We start from the raw sequence: 17,101 nt of genomic DNA, 5'->3' as shown, positions 1-17,101 counted from the left end.
CTCATTCCAGGTAACCGGCAGGAGTGCAAGTCAAATATGGATATCGTCGACAAGGCTACCCGATCACGGATGATGAGTGGCATTAGGGGAACAAACACAGCCCCCGAGCGTGCTCTCAGGTGTGCGTTGCATGGGCTCGGCCTTAGATTCCGACTCCATGGCAAGTCACTGCCTGGAAAGCCGGATATCGTTTCGCGACGCTATCAGGCGCTAATTTATGTGCACGGATGTTTCTGGCATCGCCATACGGGTTGTCGGTTCGCGTCTACTCCTAAGTCGCGTGAAGAATTCTGGCGAACAAAATTCGAGGCGAATGTTGAGCGTGACTTGAAAGTCCATGATGCAGCCTTGCAACTAGGTTGGCGTGTAGCGACCGTTTGGGAATGCTCTCTTCGAAAGTCGGGCCAGGTCGAGTTGTCCGCTTCAGCCGTGATGGAATGGCTTAAATCTGACTGTCAAACGCTGGAGCTCGGGGCGCCAATATCAGATTTGATTCAATGTTCCTCTGCATGATTCTGACCGGTCAGTCATACCAGTCGTCAGCGAATGGAAGTCCATGGGATTCCCACCAGACTACGAATCTTCACCGATAGCGCAAACAGGAGTTTGCGATGGGGTCAGCAAATTCTTTATTGTCGGATTGGTCGAGGTGAATTTCCTACGCTCCGCCGGATAGGCTGCGCTGGCGAAAGTTACCGAAGAGGTCGCCGCAGATGCAAGTTTATACATCAGCGCCGACAGCGGCTACGACAATGTCATGGTCGTGGTCTGGGATGATCGTGCGCAGACCGACCAACATCACGAATTGAAGACCGGACTGGAGACGATCCAGGGCATCACGTGCGCCGTGATCCAACCTCGCCCGCTAAAGATGCAGCGATGAGCACGAACTGAAGGCGGCGCTGCTCGTCATTTCAAATTCATATGATCCTCCCAAAATAGGTCCAATATCTAAAGCATTCGCCATCGCCGTAGCGCGGCATCCATTTCGCGGCGGACCTCATCCTCATGCACGCCATGAATGGCACGACGCGCGACTTGAACAGGATAATCGGGTTCAGACGTATCGACGCCCAACGGGCGAGCATGCGAACCAGGATGCCGAAGAAGGACCTCGCCCACTTCCGCGGCGCTCATCGAACGTGCCGTCAGCAGGGTATCGGCGATCTTACCGAGTGCTTTCTTCCGGAGGTCCAAAATTTCCCTCGCGCGAGTGAACTGTCGAGCGAGGATTTCAGATACCGCGGCACGGACCCTGTTATCTGTTGTACGCAGCCTACCAAGTTCGTGGTCGAGAACGACGTCGATCGCCAATGTGCTTCCCATTCCGAAACTCGCTTCAACTTTCGTCGCAAGAGCTGTTGCCACCCCCAGATCAGAGTTCGGATCGCTAGCACCAGATTCGGTAAATTCGCCGAATATCAGGGTTTCAGCCGCGAGGCCGCCGAGATACATTGTAATGAGATTAAGGTAGAACGACTTTGTTTTCATTGGGAAGGCTTGCCTTGTGAACAACGCCCCGCCCAAGGTATTCACGCCCTCGGCCAAGATTTTATCCGCAACGCTGATCCCTTTCAGTTCCATTCCCAACTCGAGACCAACGATGGCGTGTCCCGCTTCGTGAAACGCCGCTACCCGCATGAGTTCGGCCGGAAGGTCGATTAGCGGCTTTGCCGCTTCTAGGACTTGTTCAAATCCAAACGGTTTTCCAGAGCGGCGGGCTATTCGTCTCCCATCTCTCACGAGTTGCTTCAGCCCTGCACCTGCCATGCCGGCAGTGGAACGCGCAAATTGATCTTCGTAATCTTCCGGGACGGCAAACCCGGCATGGAACTGGAATATCTGCTGGCGCGTCGTCGAGTCCGGCAGCGGTATTTCGAAATGCCGATCAAGCCGCCCTGGTCGCAAAATAGCAGGGTCAATATCCCCCGGATGATTGGTCGCTCCAACGACGACCACACCAGTACGACGCTCAAAACCGTCAAGGAGCTCGAGCAGCCCGTTTATTACTTGCCTTTTGTAGTCCGCATTTTGACTGTCGTTGACCGCTCGGCTTCCCATCGCATCGAGTTCATCAATGAACAGTAACGCAGTTCCTTTCGACTGCGCTTCCCGGAAACTTTCACGCATCGCCTTGAGAAGGTCATTAAGATACCCGGCCGCCTGCCACTGTGCTGCCGACGCGGCGACAATCGGCAAGGCACACGTCCGCGCCAATGCCTCGGCAAAGAGTGTCTTGCCTGTCCCCGGGGCGCCTGAAATCAGAGCGCCAGTGTCCACGTCATCCCATGAGATAAGACCAGCTTTAAAGTCCGCAAGATCACGCGAAAGCTCAAGACCCCATTCTCTGGCTGGACCGAGACCGCTCAAGTTCTCGAGTGTTGGCCCCGTTGCAACGGGCACCACCTTTCGCACTGGTGGCCGGCTGGCCGTTTCGCGAAGACGGCGCAGGCCTGCCAACACAGGGCGATCTGGCGGAAAGGCGTAGACAAGCCGCGTCCATGACTCGGATGCTATCATCTGTTGCTCAAGTGTAGTCAGGACGTGGCCATACCGCTTGAAAGTTGCCGAAATTTGATTGGCAGTCGGCTGTGGGATTGTCACCACCACATCCGCGAACAGTCTGAGCTCTTCGTCCACGTCGCACAGGCTTGTACATAACAGAATACCTCGACCGTCTTCGGCAGCGCGACGGTAGACATCCAGTTCGGATGGTTTGTCGCTCTTCCGCTGCCTGATGGCTCGAACAAACGGGTCCGAATATCCGCGACGATTGAGGAGTTGGCGCAGGAACAGGCGGCCGGCATGAACGTAGCTGTCGATCGCATCAGGTGTTGTGGTCTCGAGGACCGCAAGCGACGACGTCTTCGCCGCAACATGATGCCGGAGCGCTGCGACAATCCCGCAATACGCAAGGTATATAGGGACCGTGACATCTGATTGATCGGCTGTGTTGTCGGGCTTCCAAAGCAATCGCCCGCGCGTTCTTGTAGGTTTGTTATTGGACGAGTTTGTCAAGGTCGATCACCAGGTCCGGAATAAATGTCTCACGCGACACCTCTCCCGGATAGCCGAGGGGATTACAGATCACCCGCGTCTTGCCAAGGAAGTAGTCGCTGGCTGAATGAATGTGACCGTGCACCCAAAGGCGCGGCTCGTATTCGAGGATTCGATACTCGAACCGCGACGCGAATGAGGGTGTCAGGCCGTCCTTCAGAAATTTCCGCGGCACCGACATAAGACTTGGGGCGTGATGGCTAATGATGACCGTAGGAAGGTCGCGTTGAGAACGGTACGCGTTGTCGATATCGATGGCTGCTCGGAGATGAAGGTGAAGGCTCTCCTGCGGCGAAAAGCGCTTAAACGGGGTCTTTGATAGTTTGATGCGGCGGTAGTCGTTCAATTCGTCCTTGGCGATGGCCATTGCCAGCCTGGGATCGTCGTGCAGATCGAAATTCGTCCAGAGCGTTGCCCCGATGAAACGGTAGCCGTCGAGGATGATCGAGTCCCCATCCAGTAAAAACAGGTTATCATAGGCTTCTGCCAGCTTATAGCCGGCCGCGAGCCCTTCTCTGAAGGCACTCCTGTAATATTCGTGATTACCGGGCACGAACACGACCGGCATGTGGGGGGCAACATTTTCGCCCAGCCACATGATACTCGCAATCACACCGCCATCGAGTATGTCGCCGGCACAGAGACAAACTTCGGCCTCTGGAACATTGGTGAGTTGGAAGCCCTCGTCCACTTCGAGGTGTAGGTCAGAGAATATCCAAGCTCTCATTGCTGCACCGGAAAGCGATGTTCCCAATAGCTGGGATCGACCTGGTTTCCAAGTTCATACCAGCGGGAGAACGAACGTGCGATTCGTTTGTCGGGATCAAGGTAATATAACTCGCTAGAGTAGAGAGGTTCCCCGTCCGAAATCCTTGGATGCGAAGTGGGGATGCCAATAAGGCAAGGAACTGCTCGCCTAGCCACCGTCCAATGGTCAATTCGCGTTATAGGTCCGCTTGCGGAGATTGAGGCAGCCTCTAGCTCATCGGCCAGCTGTCTTAATCGGTGAACCAGTTTCAACCTGGTCATACCGAACCAGGCGATCGATGATGCATCACTCACGGCAAACTCTCCGTTGTTTTGACGGTGCTCCCGGGGCAGAGCGCTCCCGCTATTTGTCGAAACTTCTTTGATCGAATCGGCGCTGACAACTCCCCCTTGAAGACGGATGCCATACGAAAATGACGTCATAGACGCTTCTACAATGAGTCTATGAAGAATTAAAAGACTTCATAATGAAGAAAATTGACATTTCGTTCTGAAACCGGCCTTAGGTTTCTATGAGAACGCTTCTATCCGCCGATGCACTTAGAGCAGCCCGTACGCTTGCTGGACTTAGCCAGCGAGAAGCGGCCAACGGCGCGTTGATGACTCAAAAAGCCCTCTGGCTCGCAGAGGGCGAAAACCCACTCGGCAATTCCACCAATGCAAAGCTCAAAATGTTCTATGAAAATTTGGGCATAGAGTTTCTAGGAACAGTCGATCTTGCGACCGGGCAAACGGCAGGCCTTGGGGTGCGGTGGCGTTCTCCGTCACAGCTGCCGGCTCTATCTCCGATGCCATCCGATTTTCACACTGAACGGACAGGTGTCGCATTTGGCCCAGCGAGGGCGATTCTCAACAAAAACCAATCCGAAATAGCTGACCGTTCCGGGGTTCCGCAACGAAAGATCGGTCTCATGGAGACAGGTGGATCGGTCGATCAAGCCTCCTCGCTTCGTCTAAGGTCGTATTACGAGCGGGAGGGCATCGCGTTCCTCGGATGGGGCGACGTTACGTCAGGCTTGTTCTACGGCGTGGGCATCAAGTGGGCAGAGACGCCGCTGTCCGGCCCAGATCGGGCTGAACCGTGAAGTTATTCGATCCTTCGATTGCTCGTGCCGCTAGGGCCTATACAGGGCTCGGACAAATTGAGCTTGCTCATGCGGCCAAAGTTGCATCGAGAACGGTCTATCGGCTCGAGCAAGACGGGCATGTAACACAGGCATCACTAGACAAAATCCTGAATGCGCTGAACGCACGAGGCGTCAAGATAGTCTCTGATGATTTTGGACGGGTGTGCGGAATGACATTTAACATGCCGTCAAATTCTCAGAAGTGACTTGCTGAAAAAAGTCTGCACGTCTTTGGAAGTTCAGTTTCACAACGGGCTCGTGGAGCTGTTGTCCGCAGGATGCAGCACTGGCGTATAATCTTCCGGTTCTCGGCCTCCGTGTCACCTCGGTTCAGAAGTGAGGCCTTTAGACGGCTTGCGTGCGGCCGGAAATCTCACTTGTCATTCGGCGCTCATCCCACAGCTGCTGAAACCACGCCGCGTGCGCCGTGTTGGCAAAAATTTCGATGGATGCAGCCGCCGCGCAATCAGCATCTTGGCCAGTTTCGCAGATGGACGTAGCAAATCCAACAAACTCGGCGACACGTCAATTTCGAAATTATCCGTCTGCGTGTGAATTTTTCGTGCGTTCGTTTCGCATTTTTTTCGACCGCCCCATTTATTCCGCCGGCTATTGAGCTGCACATTCGCGGTCGATCTGTCCAGCAATTGATGCACTCAAAATGCATTTTTTCGCGGAATTCAAAACCTAAAGTCTTTTGCGGAAGACCTCAGTATGCCCTTGAGTTGATGAGGCCTTCCGCGCCCTGGTGTCTTCAATTACTATTCTGAATTAAATAATGATTTCATAGGCTTGTTGACTCTCTCTAAGGTTTTTGTTTCATTGTACTCGTGATGAAGGGGGCGGTGATTTCGCGAGACGCATAACAGGAGCGATATCGCAACTGCCGGCGTACTGAACCAAAAACCGAGGTGGCGTGCATGACCATTGACCATGAGAATGGAAATCCGCAGGAGCCCGAAAATCGCTCGCGAATATTTTCGCCGAGCGCAGTAGACGATCGCCGATCACGACACCCATCGCAAAACAGACAGGACAAGGAAGTATCGAGGCTTGACGTTGCGTGTGGCCGGTTACTTGAGGAACCAGCCGAGAGCTTCAATCCACCGAAATTGACGAAGATCGAAAAAATCTGCCGAGCGAACGCATCGAAATGGCAGGTTTCCAACTCAGTTGCCCTGCCACCTCGTGTGACGGATCGCGAAGTTAATGCCCTTGCAGTGATTTTGAAAACAAAACCAACACACAGATTTTAAAGGATTGATAACGATGGCAAAATCCCGCAGTGAACCACATTCAACATCTGTCCTTGGAAAGAAGTCAAAGACTGATAGAGCCTCAACTAAGAAACCTCCGGCCGAAAACACGCGTTTCAGCGATCCGCGAAACCCTCTACAGCTTCTTTTTGATGACGTGCTTAGCCGAAAGATTAAGAGAGAGACCACTTTCGAACGTAGGAAGCGACAAGCAGCCCTCCCTGCAACCATCGCACCCTCCATCTCTCCCATCCGTGTAGCACTTTACGTGCGCGTCTCCAGCGACAGGAGCGTCCGGAGCGATCTCTCAATGCCCGATCAGGAAATCCAGCTTCGAAAGTATTCCGATCAACAAAACTATGTAGTTGTTGCAATATATTATGAGCCGGGGAAATCTGCCAAATCAACGGCGCGGAAAGAGTTCAAGAGGATGATTGCAGATGCCTCATGTGAAGGCACGCCGCCTTTCGACAAAATATTGATACATAGCACCTCCAGATTTGCCCGATCCACTAGGGACTACATGGTCTTTGAGACACTTTTGCATCAGAAGAATGTGGAAATACTTTCAATCACGCAAAGCTTTTCCAAAGACGCAGGCGGGATGGTTGCGCAGCGCTTGACTAACCTCATGGATGAATTTCACTCGTTACGATCGTCAGTCGATTCAACGCGAGCCCGACGACACATGATAAACAAAGGATACTGGCCAGGTGGCGTTGCGCCGCACGGTTATAAGCGTGTCCCTTGTCCAGAAAATCCCCAACGTTCAAGGCTCGAAATTGACGATGAAGAACGCACAGTTGTTGAGAAGCTTTATACACTAGCACTCTACGGGGACGGCACAAGCCCGCCGATGGGTATAAAGACCATGGTACTTTTGCTGAACAAGCAGGGTTACCGCACTAGGAACGGATCGATGTGGAGCATTCAGGGTGTCCACAGGATTTTGAGCCATTCGATTTATTACGGTGAATATCACTGGAGCGTGAACCAAGTCGAACACCAGTTTCAGGAAAAGCAGGAGGTATGCCTGCTCAAGGTACCTCCGCTTGTCTCCCGCGAGCATTTCGACAGGGTTCAAGAAATGTTAGAGCGGCGTGATCCCAAGATGGGAGCTGCCAAGGCTACGAGTAGCCCCCTCCTACTCTCCGGAATTGCCAGATGCGCCTGCGGTGCTTCTATGACCTTAGGCACAGGTACAGGTAAACTTGGCAAGCTGTACCGCTATTATGTTTGCAGCAGCGCCAATAGGGGGACGAGCCTAAGCGCTTCCGACGCAACTGCGACAAAAAAATGCAGCCGACCTAGAGTTGGCGAAGAGGCACTGGATGCGGTCGTATTGGAACACGTTAAAGATCAGGTTCTTTCGAAAGACAGGCTGCTTGAGCTGCTGACCAAACTGCAAGATAGGGAAATGCTGTTGAGGCAGCGAGACGACGGCCAGGTACCAAATCTCCGCGCACGCATCGCAAAGTCAGAAGCAGAACTCAGTGGTTTGTTCGCACTTGCCAAACAAGTTCCATCCATCACTGACCAGCGCCCATACCAAAACGATGTAACAGCGGTGTCCATCGAACTGCGGGCCGCAAACCAAATGCTTTCTGACCTACTTCGCCGCAGTTCCGTATGCGCTGGGGATATTTCAATTGACAGCGTCGACCTTTTTCGAACCGACATGCTCGACGTCCTTTTCGGCGAAAACAGAGCCATCGCGAAAATCTATCTCAGCACTATTGTTGCCGTTGTGATTGTGGGGAACAACCACATAGACATTCAGGGCCATGTCAATGACCTAGTTGCGGGCGTTGAACGAGCTAATCAAAAACAGCTCGAACCTGATGTTCCGGGGGTTCGCAGATATGAACGCAGATGGCGGAAGAGGTGGGATTCGAACCCACGGTACGGTCTCCCGCACGCCGGTTTTCAAGACCGGTTCCTTAAACCACTCGGACACTCTTCCAAGGGATGTACAGGCCTTGCAGCCTCGCTGATGCGCAGGATGAAAATCCCGGTCACTCCTGAATTCGGCTTTACAGCGTCCAAGGGCTGATCGTCAACTGCACCTTCGCTGTCGTCGACTTGTTCTGGGCCGGCAATAACCTACTTGGTCGGGTATAAACGCTTTTAAGAGGGTGCCATGGGCATTTTTGACGGACTGCTCGGCCACGGTTCCTCGGTGGATCCTGCCGATTTGAACAAGCGACTGAACGGTGTGCTGATCGATGGCGAGACGCCGGACCTCGCCTTCAAGGTCATCCGCGACTTCTTCGTCTTCACCCAGTGGCGCGTCATCCTCGTCGACATTCAGGGGCTGACGGGAAGCAAGGTGGACTATATGTCCATCCCCTACCGCGCCATCACCCGCTTTTCTGTGGAAACGGCGGGCACGTTCGACCTCGATTCGGAACTAAAGATCTGGGTTTCCGGCAGCAGCACGCCGATCTCCAAGACGCTGAAGAAGGGCACCGACGTCCGAGGCATCCAGCGCGCGTTGGCGACCGGCGTGCTGCGCTGATCATTTAGTGCCGTCCAAGAAAAAGGCCGCCGACGCTCCTCCGAGCCGGCGGCCTCTGGCCATTGCCGCGTTTTCGTGCGGCTTAATTCGCGGGTGCGGGCGTCGCTGGCGCCGGAGTTGCCGGTGCCGGAGTGGCGGGGGCAGGCGAGGCAGGAGGCGTCGCGGTGCTCGATGCCGGCGGCGTGGCGGGCGCTGATGTCGTGGTGGTCGGCGCGTTCGAGGCGGGTATGAACATCCACACGGCAAGCGCGATGATCACGACGACAGCTATTCCGACAATGACGTTTCTGTTCACAGGCAGTTCCTCCTAAACTGGTCTGGTTGTAGTCACCCGCAGGAGATAGTTCGCAGACGGCAATTGTCCATGATTTGCCGACAAAACCGCGCCATTGGCTTGCGCAAAACTGCCTCGTTTCGGCACTCTCGTTCCCCGTCTCGTGCCATTGTGAGGCGAGGGGACTGCCAAAGCGCAAGGCCGGCGAATAAACCAATCTTTAACCATGTTATTCGGTATTTTATCTAGTCCACAGAATTCATTCGCAATTTTGCCATCATGCGGGCAGAAATAAAGCGCGATCAACAGGCGGAAACGCGCGCGGCGCGCGGAACTGCATGTGGGACTGTCTCCAAACGGGATTGGGGCGGCCCGAAAGCGGCGGGACTAGAAAATTGAATTCAGAAAACAGCAAGCTTGTTCTCGGCGCGAGATGGCTCGGTATCGTTATGGTGTGTGCGAGCGTTGCGTCCTGCGCGACCTCCAAGCCTGAGCCGAAGCAAAAGCAGCGCAGCAAGGAATATTTTTCCGAGAAGGAATATGGCGTCAAGGCCAGTCCGCGCGTGGTTGGCGACGGCAAGGCCGTGCCGAAGGGCGGTGGCCGTTTCATGGTGGGTAATCCCTATCAGGTGAAGGGCAAGACCTACGTCCCCAAGGAAGATCCGAACTACAACAAGAACGGTCTCGCGTCGTGGTATGGTTCGGCCTTTCACGGTCGCCTGACCGCCAATGGCGAAGTCTACGATTCCAGCCATCTGTCTGCGGCGCATCCGACATTCCCGCTGCCAAGCTATGCGCGCGTCACCAATGTCGATACCGGTTCGTCGGTCATCGTCCGCGTCAACGATCGCGGACCTTATCATCCGGGCCGTATCATCGACGTGTCGAGTCAGGCGGCCGACATGCTGGACATGAAGCGCACCGGCACCGGCAATGTGAACGTGCAGTATGTCGGCCGCGCCCGCATGGACGGTCACGACATGCCGTTCCTGATGGCGTCCTACGTCCGCAAGGGCGATCGCATTCCCGGCATCCGCCCCGAAGGCCAGATCGCAACCGGCGTCATGGTGGCGTCCAACGAGCGTTTTGGCGATCAGTTGCAGAGCTACGGTTCCTCCATCCCGACACCTGCACCCATGGCGCTTGCCGGTCGTACCCCAAGCGGCCCGTCGTCGAAAGCCTCGTCCGCGCTCGCAGCTGTTCAGGCACAGGCAGCTCCGTCGACGCAAGGCATGGCGCCCAGTCAGGGTGCATCCTTCCAGGCGATGCAGGATTTTGCCGAACTGCCATTCGTCGGCCCGGTGCCGATGTCGCGTCCGGGCGCGATGACAGCCTATTCTGCTCCGGTCGCTTTGCGATCTGTCGCCGCCATGCCGCAACAGCAGTATGGCGAGCATACGCTGCAGGCGCAGGCGCAGTCGTTCAACGCGATGCCCTTGCCGAGGGTGCGCCGCTGATCCACGCGTGATGCCAGGGCAGGGTGGTGCAATTTTGCCGCCCTGCCGCACAAAACCCATGTCGAAAACAAACAGTTGATGGCCACTCCAGATTGCGCGGGCTCAGCCGCCTTGTTAGCAATCGGTAACATCATCTCATAATGCATTTTCCGGGGATCGAGCATGCTGACGCGTATCACCTTGTTGGCGCTCCTGACCTTTTCCGCAGCGGCACCGTGTGTGCATGCGGCAGGTCCCGGTGAAGCTGCGCCGCTGTTTGCCACCAAGGCCCGCCAGGTCTACATGATCGAGGCGAAATCCGGCACCGTCCTCCTCGCAGACAATGAAAACCAGGCCTTTCCGCCGGCATCGCTTGCCAAGCTGATGACGATGGATCTGGTGTTCGATGCGCTGAAAAAGGGCGAGATCACCCCAGACACCACCTACCGCGTCTCCGAAAACTCATGGCGCAAGGGCGGCGCGCCCTCCGGCACGGCGACGATGTTTGCGGCCCTCAATTCGGAAATCCGCGTCGAGGATCTGGTCAAGGGCGTGGTCATCCAGAACGCCAATGATGCATGCATGATCCTCGCCGAGGGCATGGCGGGATCCGATGTGCTGTTCGCGTCCAGATTGTCGGATCGCGCCAAGGATCTCGGGCTGAGCCGCAGCATTTTCGGCAATTCCACCGGCATGCCGGATGCCGAAAGCCGCACAACGGCGCGTGACATGGTGGAGCTCGCCCGCCATCTCCAGACGAGCTATCCGGATTATTACGACCTCTACCGTCAACCGGATTTCACCTGGAACAAGATTTTCCAGCGCAACAAGAACCCGCTTCTGGGCCTGAATATCGGTGTCGACGGTCTCGGCGCCGGTTTTGCCGAAGGAGCCGGCTTCGCGATCGTCGCCTCGATCGAGCGCAATGGTACCCGGCTGTTTCTGGCCATGGGCGGATTGGCCAGCGACAAGGAACGCACGGAAGAGGCCAAACGCGTGCTCGAATGGGGGCTGACATCCTTCGAAAACAAGGTGGTTTTCAAGGATGGCGAGCCGGTCGGGCAGGCCAGCGTTTATGGCGGCGATCAGGGGCGTGTCGATCTCGTGGCCAAAGGCCCGGTCGAGCTTTACGTGCCGGCCAACAATCCGGAGCGGCTTTCGGCCCGCATCGTCTATCGCTGGCCGCTGAGGGCGCCGGTCGTCGCGGGGCAGGAGGTAGGAACGCTGAAAATCTATTCCGGCGAAAGGCTGCTGCGCGAAGTGCCGCTTCATACGGCATCGGCCGTCGGCACCGGCTCACTGGTGTCGCAGGCGACCGACGCCATGATGGAGATGATGTTCTTCTGGCTTTGAGCAGGTTTTCCGCCTGTTGATTGCCGCCATCACGGTTCCACGCGACCAAGACTTGGGGTAAGACGGCGCAACGCACACATATCGGTGCAAGGCGTCAGGCTCGCGTGAGCCTCCAGGAGAGCGAAGGCAGAGTGGCAGGATCAGCCGGACTTTTTGTCAGTTTCGAAGGCGGTGAGGGCAGTGGCAAGTCCACCCAGATTCGCCGGCTTGCCGACTATTTGCAAGGCCGTGGCCTCGAAGTGGTGGTGACGCGCGAACCCGGTGGTTCGCCGGGTGCCGAAGCCGTGCGCCATGTGATCCTGTCAGGGGCTGCCGAAGCATTTGGCGTGCGCATGGAAGCGATCCTTTTCGCCGCCGCCCGCAACGATCATGTCGAAGAGGTCATCCGGCCCGCACTCGCCCGCGGTGCAGCCGTTCTGTGCGATCGCTTCATCGATTCCTCGCGTGTCTATCAAGGCGTGACCGGCAATCTGGAACCGGCCTTCATGGCGGCGCTGGAGCAGGCGGCGATCGATGGTCTGATGCCAGATCTGACCATCCTGCTCGATCTGCCGGCGGAAATCGGGCTTGCGCGCGCCGGCCGTCGTCGCGGAGCGATCGACAAGACCGCCGAGCCGGATCGCTTTGAACGCGAGCAGCTGGCAACCCACGAAAAACGTCGCGAGGCCTATCTGGAAATCGCCGAAAGCGAGCCGCAGCGATGCCGCATCGTCGACGCCGACAGGCCGGAACAGGCAATCGCTGCCGATATTGCCGCCATCACCAATGACGTTCTGGCGCAGGTCGCCCGTGTCGCGGAAACCGTATCATGAGCGGCGAGGGATACGGCGTACTCGATGGCGCCATCGCACCGCAGCGCAATACCAATCTGTTCGGCCACGCCGAGGCGGAAGAGTTTCTGGCGCGCAGCTACCGCTCCGGCAAAGGGCACCACGCCATCCTGATCGAAGGGCCGGAGGGTATCGGCAAGGCGACGCTCGCCTTCCGTTTCGCCAATCATGTGCTGAGCAATCCTGAACCCTCGGAAGCACCGGAAGAACTCGCTACGCCCGATCCCGATTCGATGGTCAGCCGCCAGATCATTGCCGGTGCCTCGCACAATCTGCTGCATCTGACACGGCCGGTGGACGACAAGACCGGCAAGGTCAAATCGGCCATCACCGTCGATGAAGTGCGCCGTGCCGGCCATTTCTTTTCTCAGACATCCGGTTCCGGCAACTGGCGCATCGTCATCATCGATCCCGCCGACGACCTCAACCGCAACGCCGCCAACGCCATCCTGAAAATCCTTGAGGAACCGCCGAAACGCGCGCTTTTCCTCGTGCTGTCGCATGCGCCCGGCAAACTGCTGCCGACCATTCGTTCACGCTGCCTGCCGCTGCGTCTGCAGCCGCTCTCGGATGACAATCTCGGCAGGGCACTGGCAGCGCTCGGCTCGCCGCTGGATGGCGGAAAACAGGCGCAGGAAGTGCCGGCGCTGGCCAAGGGCAGCGTCGCACAGGCGCTGAAACTGATGAATTACGGCGGGCACGATATTATCAAGGCCTATGAGGATGTGCAGAAGGCACAAGGGGCAGGGGCCAGAAAAGCCATGCACCGCCTCGCCGACGTGCTGTCCGGCAAGGATAATGATGTCCTGTTCGGCTTCTTCATCGATCATCTGACCGAAAATCTGGTGGAGCGGGCGCGCAATGCGGCTCTTGCCGGCGATCTTGCCGGTGCGGATCGGGCAGCGCGGCTTTCGAGCGAAATCGGTCAACGCATCGGTATCGGTCAGGCCTATAATCTCGACCGCAAGCAGACCATCATTTCCATTCTGGAGGAGGTTCGGGGCTGATTGCTCCGCCCTGGTTGCGAAGCTGAGGGAAAGAAGCTGTTTCGCATCGCGAAAACTTGCTTTAAGAGCGGTGACAAATCTGAAAATTTGCAGAGTGCTGCCGCCATGTCCGACAAAACACCGTTTTACATCACCACCGCCATCTCTTATCCGAACGGCAAGCCGCATATCGGCCATGCCTACGAATTGATCGCAACCGACGCGATCGCACGTTTCCAGCGCCTCGCCGGCAGTGACGTGTTCTTTCTGACCGGTACGGACGAACACGGCCAGAAGATGCAGCAGACGGCGCGCAAGGAAGGCATTTCGCCGGAAGAACTGGCGCAGCGCAATTCGGCTGAATTCCGCGCCATGGGCAAGCTGCTCAACGCCTCCAATGACGATTTCATCCAGACGACCGAGCCGCGCCACCACGAGGCGAGCCAGGCGATCTGGAACCTCATGGCCGATGCGGGCGATATCTACAAGGACAGCTATGCCGGCTGGTATTCGGTGCGCGACGAAGCCTATTACGGCGAAGACGAGACCGAAGTCCGCGCCGACGGCGTTCGTTACGGGCCACAGGGCACGCCAGTCGAGTGGGTGGAAGAGTCGAGCTATTTCTTCAAGCTCTCCGAGTATCAGGACCGCCTGCTGAAACTCTACGAGGACCAGCCGGACTTCATCGGTCCCGCCGAGCGCCGCAACGAGATCATTTCCTTCGTCAAATCGGGTCTGCGCGATCTGTCGATCTCGCGCACGACGTTCGACTGGGGCGTCAAGGTGCCGAACGATCCCGAGCATGTCATGTATGTCTGGGTCGATGCGCTGACCAACTACCTGACGGCGACCGGTTACCTGACCGACAAGAACGGCCCGCGCGCAAAATTCTGGCCGGCCGATGCGCATATCATCGGCAAGGACATCATCCGCTTCCATACAGTCTACTGGCCGGCATTCCTGATGTCTGCCGGCCTGCCGCTGCCCAAGCGCGTTTATGCGCATGGCTTCGTGCTGGCCAAGGGCGGCGAGAAAATGTCGAAGTCGCTCGGCAACGTGCTCGATCCGTTCGAACTGATCGAACATTTCGGCCTCGACCAGATCCGCTATTACCTGATGCGCGAAATCTCCTTCGGTCAGGACGGTTATTGTAGCGAGGAAGGTATCGGCATCCGTATCAATGCCGATCTCGCCAACGGTATCGGCAATCTTGCCAGCCGCTCGCTGTCGATGATCGTGAAAAACTGCGACGGCCAGATCCCGCAGCCCGGCGAATTGACCGAGGAAGACAAGGCGATGCTGGCAACGGCCGACGGCCTTCTGGCGATCTGCAGTGAAGAGATCGGCCGCCTTGCGATCCACAAGGCGCTGGCAGCCATCATCGGCGTCGTCTCCGAAACCGATCGTTATTTCGCCGGCCAGCAGCCGTGGGCCCTGAAAAACACGGATCCGGAACGTATGGGCACCGTGCTTTACGTGACGGCCGAAGTCGTGCGCCAGATCGCCATCCTGCTGCAGCCCTATATGCCGGAATCGGCGACAAAGCTGCTTGATCTGGTGGCCGCGCCGGCCGACAAACGCGACTTTGCAGCCCTTGGTGAAAGCGGTCGTCTCGTTCCCGGAACGGTCTTGGAAGCCCCAAAACCGGTTTTCCCGCGTTACGTCGCGCCGGAAGTGTCCGCGTAAGGCTGAACAGACATGCTGATCGATACCCATTGCCATCTGGATTTCGCCGATTTCGAAGCGGAGCGCGACGATATTGTCGCGCGCGCTCACGCGGCCGGCGTCAGCCAGATGGTCACCATTTCCACGCGGGTTCAAAAGCTGGACGGCCTGCTGGCGATTACCGAAAAATATCCGTCCGTTTTCTGCTCCGTCGGCACCCATCCCAACAATGCCGGCGAGGAACTGGATATCCAGACGGAAGATCTCGTTCGTCTCGCCAATGCCCATGAAAAGATTGTGGCGATCGGCGAAGTCGGCCTCGATTATTTTTACGACACCCAGACGCCGGCCGACCAGAAGACCGGGCTTCTGCGTCATATCGCAGCGGCGCGTCAAACCGGCCTGCCGCTGGTCATCCACAGCCGCAGTGCCGACGAAGACATGGCGGAAATCCTGACCGCTGAAAGCGGGAAGGGGGCCTTCCCTTTCATCCTGCATTGCTTTTCGTCCGGGGCTGAGCTTGCCCGCACCGGTGTCGAACACGGCGGTTACGTCTCCTTCTCCGGTATCCTGACCTTCCCGAAGTCGGAAGAGATCCGCGAGATCGCCAAAACCGTGCCACTCGACCGTCTGCTGGTGGAGACCGATGCGCCATACCTTGCGCCAAAACGCTGGCGCGGCAAGCGCAACGAACCATCCTACGTGGTCAACACCGCCGAGGTTCTGGCCGATGTGCATGGCCTGACCTATGATGAAATGGCCAAGATCACCACGGACAACGCGTTTCGCATCTTTGCGAAAATGCCGAGGCTCTGATCGTGGCGGGTTACCGGCGGCGTTTCACCATTCTCGGCTGTTCGTCATCGCCGGGCGTGCCGCGCCTGAATGGTGACTGGGGGGCCTGTAACCCGGACAACCCGAAAAACCGCCGCACACGCGCCAGCCTGCTTGTCGAACAGATCGGCCCCGATGGCGGAAAAACGACCGTGGTCATCGATACAGGCCCCGATTTTCGCGCGCAGATGATCAGCGCCAGGGTCGATCGTCTCGATGCCGTGCTTTATACGCATGCTCATGCCGATCATTTCCATGGTCTGGATGACCTGCGCGGCTATTTTATCGTCCAGCATCACCGCGTGCCGATCCATGTGGATGCCGAGACATTGGCACGCATTCGCCAGGGTTTTGGCTATTGTCTGGAAACGCCGGAAGGCAGCAGCTATCCGCCGATCGCCATTGCCCGCATGATCGAGCAGCCTTACAGCAATATCGTCATCGACGGTGCCGGCGGGCCGATGTCCTTCATGCCACACAGGCAGGTGCATGGCGACATCCATTCGCTGGGTTTCCGGATCGGCGATGTGGCTTACTGCAGCGATGTCAGCGATTTTCCTGCCGAGAGCGTCGAACGTCTGTCGGGCCTCGACACGCTGATCATCGACGCGCTGCAATACCGGCCGCATCCGAGCCATCTGTCGCTTGAGCAGGCGCTGGAATGGATCGAACGCCTTGCACCATCACGCGCCATTCTCACGCATATGCATACGCCGCTGGATTACGATGCAGTGATGGCCGAGACGCCGCCACATGTTCAGCCGGCCTATGATGGACTGAGCTTCGAGATAGCGTTCGAAACTAGCGAACTGTAATGTGTAAGCGCTTGAACCCAAGCAGCTGATATCGCATTTCAATCCATAGGTTCCATAAGATAGATTATCGAATTTTTGTGTATCGGCGGGGTGGGTTCAAGGATGAAGTGCGACTTGCGAATGATACCAATGGGTTGTCACTCGCAAGGAAGCTGCAATGAAACGCACCTACTCCCATATCG

15 protein-coding genes and 1 tRNA gene are annotated in these 17,101 nt (G+C 56.9%); 12 read left to right on the top strand and 4 right to left on the bottom strand.

Annotation, left to right across the window (positions count from 1 at the left end; genetic code table 11):
• The first annotated feature begins 36 nt into the window (after positions 1-36).
• Positions 37-513: a DNA mismatch endonuclease Vsr gene (gene vsr, locus EDF70_RS28840; RefSeq protein WP_132281497.1), complete on the top strand. Its 477-nt coding sequence runs from the start codon at positions 37-39 to the stop codon at positions 511-513.
• A 438-nt stretch (positions 514-951) separates the two neighbouring features.
• On the opposite strand, the gene EDF70_RS28835 is transcribed toward vsr, so the two are convergent.
• Entirely contained in the window at positions 952-3,018 is a 2,067-nt protein-coding gene (locus EDF70_RS28835; protein ID WP_132281495.1) for an AAA family ATPase, read from the bottom strand.
• Positions 2,999-3,784: a metallophosphoesterase gene (locus EDF70_RS28830; protein WP_132281493.1), complete on the bottom strand. Its 786-nt coding sequence runs from the start codon at positions 3,782-3,784 to the stop codon at positions 2,999-3,001. The genes EDF70_RS28835 and EDF70_RS28830 overlap by 20 nt, the downstream gene beginning before the upstream one ends.
• 640 nt (positions 3,785-4,424) lie before the next feature.
• On the opposite strand from EDF70_RS28830, the gene EDF70_RS28820 reads away from it, so the two are divergent.
• Positions 4,425-4,910: a hypothetical protein gene (locus EDF70_RS28820; protein WP_132281491.1), complete on the top strand. Its 486-nt coding sequence runs from the start codon at positions 4,425-4,427 to the stop codon at positions 4,908-4,910.
• A gap of 962 nt (positions 4,911-5,872) precedes the next feature.
• Positions 5,873-6,208, top strand: coding sequence for a hypothetical protein (locus tag EDF70_RS28815; protein ID WP_132281489.1), 336 nt, complete (start codon positions 5,873-5,875; stop codon positions 6,206-6,208).
• A 1,645-nt stretch (positions 6,209-7,853) separates the two neighbouring features.
• Here EDF70_RS28815 and EDF70_RS30155 read toward each other — a convergent pair.
• The gene (locus EDF70_RS30155; protein ID WP_165932182.1) at positions 7,854-7,994 is read right to left on the bottom strand and encodes a hypothetical protein; all 141 of its coding nucleotides are present in this window, start codon (positions 7,992-7,994) and stop codon (positions 7,854-7,856) included.
• A gap of 87 nt (positions 7,995-8,081) precedes the next feature.
• Positions 8,082-8,171 (bottom strand) — tRNA-Ser (locus EDF70_RS28800).
• A gap of 177 nt (positions 8,172-8,348) precedes the next feature.
• Here EDF70_RS28800 and EDF70_RS28795 point away from each other — a divergent pair.
• From EDF70_RS28795 to EDF70_RS28755, 9 genes are all read left to right on the top strand, one after another.
• A complete protein-coding gene (locus tag EDF70_RS28795; protein ID WP_132281487.1) occupies positions 8,349-8,726 on the top strand; it encodes a PH domain-containing protein in 378 nt (125 codons plus the stop codon).
• Between the two features lie 164 nt (positions 8,727-8,890).
• A complete protein-coding gene (locus EDF70_RS30150) occupies positions 8,891-9,037 on the top strand; it encodes a hypothetical protein (RefSeq protein ID WP_165932181.1) in 147 nt (48 codons plus the stop codon).
• 412 nt (positions 9,038-9,449) lie between these two features.
• Complete coding sequence (locus EDF70_RS28785) at positions 9,450-10,457, top strand: septal ring lytic transglycosylase RlpA family protein (RefSeq protein ID WP_245519423.1); 1,008 nt, start codon at positions 9,450-9,452, stop codon at positions 10,455-10,457.
• A 162-nt stretch (positions 10,458-10,619) separates the two neighbouring features.
• Positions 10,620-11,789: a D-alanyl-D-alanine carboxypeptidase family protein gene (locus EDF70_RS28780; RefSeq protein WP_132281481.1), complete on the top strand. Its 1,170-nt coding sequence runs from the start codon at positions 10,620-10,622 to the stop codon at positions 11,787-11,789.
• Between the two features lie 131 nt (positions 11,790-11,920).
• On the top strand, positions 11,921-12,601 hold the full coding sequence (gene tmk / locus EDF70_RS28775) for a dTMP kinase (protein WP_132281479.1): 681 nt from the start codon (positions 11,921-11,923) through the stop codon (positions 12,599-12,601).
• On the top strand, positions 12,598-13,626 hold the full coding sequence (locus tag EDF70_RS28770; RefSeq protein ID WP_132281477.1) for a DNA polymerase III subunit delta': 1,029 nt from the start codon (positions 12,598-12,600) through the stop codon (positions 13,624-13,626). Before tmk ends, EDF70_RS28770 begins: the two co-directional genes overlap by 4 nt.
• Before the next feature lie 105 nt (positions 13,627-13,731).
• Positions 13,732-15,291 (top strand): methionine--tRNA ligase, encoded by a 1,560-nt coding sequence (gene metG / locus EDF70_RS28765; RefSeq protein WP_132281475.1) that lies wholly within the window; start codon positions 13,732-13,734, stop codon positions 15,289-15,291.
• Positions 15,292-15,303: 12 nt separating this feature from the next.
• Positions 15,304-16,086, top strand: a complete 783-nt coding sequence (locus EDF70_RS28760) for a TatD family hydrolase (protein ID WP_132281473.1) — start codon at positions 15,304-15,306, stop codon at positions 16,084-16,086.
• A gap of 2 nt (positions 16,087-16,088) precedes the next feature.
• A complete protein-coding gene (locus tag EDF70_RS28755; RefSeq protein ID WP_132281471.1) occupies positions 16,089-16,919 on the top strand; it encodes an MBL fold metallo-hydrolase in 831 nt (276 codons plus the stop codon).
• Positions 16,920-17,101 lie beyond the last annotated feature (182 nt).

The organism is Neorhizobium sp. JUb45, from assembly GCF_004343585.1.
GTDB lineage: Bacteria > Pseudomonadota > Alphaproteobacteria > Rhizobiales > Rhizobiaceae > Neorhizobium.
This window is presented reverse-complemented; position numbering and strand designations above follow the sequence as displayed.

What these genes read in the sequence shown, in the direction of transcription:
- EDF70_RS28760 (WP_132281473.1), top strand. Translation starts at nt 15,304, where the DNA reads ATGCTGATCGATACCCATTGCCATCTGGATTTCGCCGATTTCGAAGCG.
- EDF70_RS28815 (WP_132281489.1), top strand. Translation starts at nt 5,873, where the DNA reads ATGACCATTGACCATGAGAATGGAAATCCGCAGGAGCCCGAAAATCGC.
- EDF70_RS28770 (WP_132281477.1), top strand. Translation starts at nt 12,598, where the DNA reads ATGAGCGGCGAGGGATACGGCGTACTCGATGGCGCCATCGCACCGCAG.
- EDF70_RS28795 (WP_132281487.1), top strand. Translation starts at nt 8,349, where the DNA reads ATGGGCATTTTTGACGGACTGCTCGGCCACGGTTCCTCGGTGGATCCT.
- EDF70_RS28820 (WP_132281491.1), top strand. Translation starts at nt 4,425, where the DNA reads ATGACTCAAAAAGCCCTCTGGCTCGCAGAGGGCGAAAACCCACTCGGC.
- EDF70_RS28780 (WP_132281481.1), top strand. Translation starts at nt 10,620, where the DNA reads ATGCTGACGCGTATCACCTTGTTGGCGCTCCTGACCTTTTCCGCAGCG.
- vsr (WP_132281497.1), top strand. Translation starts at nt 37, where the DNA reads ATGGATATCGTCGACAAGGCTACCCGATCACGGATGATGAGTGGCATT.
- EDF70_RS28830 (WP_132281493.1), bottom strand. Translation starts at nt 3,784, where the DNA reads ATGAGAGCTTGGATATTCTCTGACCTACACCTCGAAGTGGACGAGGGC.
- EDF70_RS28785 (WP_245519423.1), top strand. Translation starts at nt 9,450, where the DNA reads ATGGTGTGTGCGAGCGTTGCGTCCTGCGCGACCTCCAAGCCTGAGCCG.
- metG (WP_132281475.1), top strand. Translation starts at nt 13,732, where the DNA reads ATGTCCGACAAAACACCGTTTTACATCACCACCGCCATCTCTTATCCG.
- EDF70_RS30155 (WP_165932182.1), bottom strand. Translation starts at nt 7,994, where the DNA reads ATGGCCCTGAATGTCTATGTGGTTGTTCCCCACAATCACAACGGCAAC.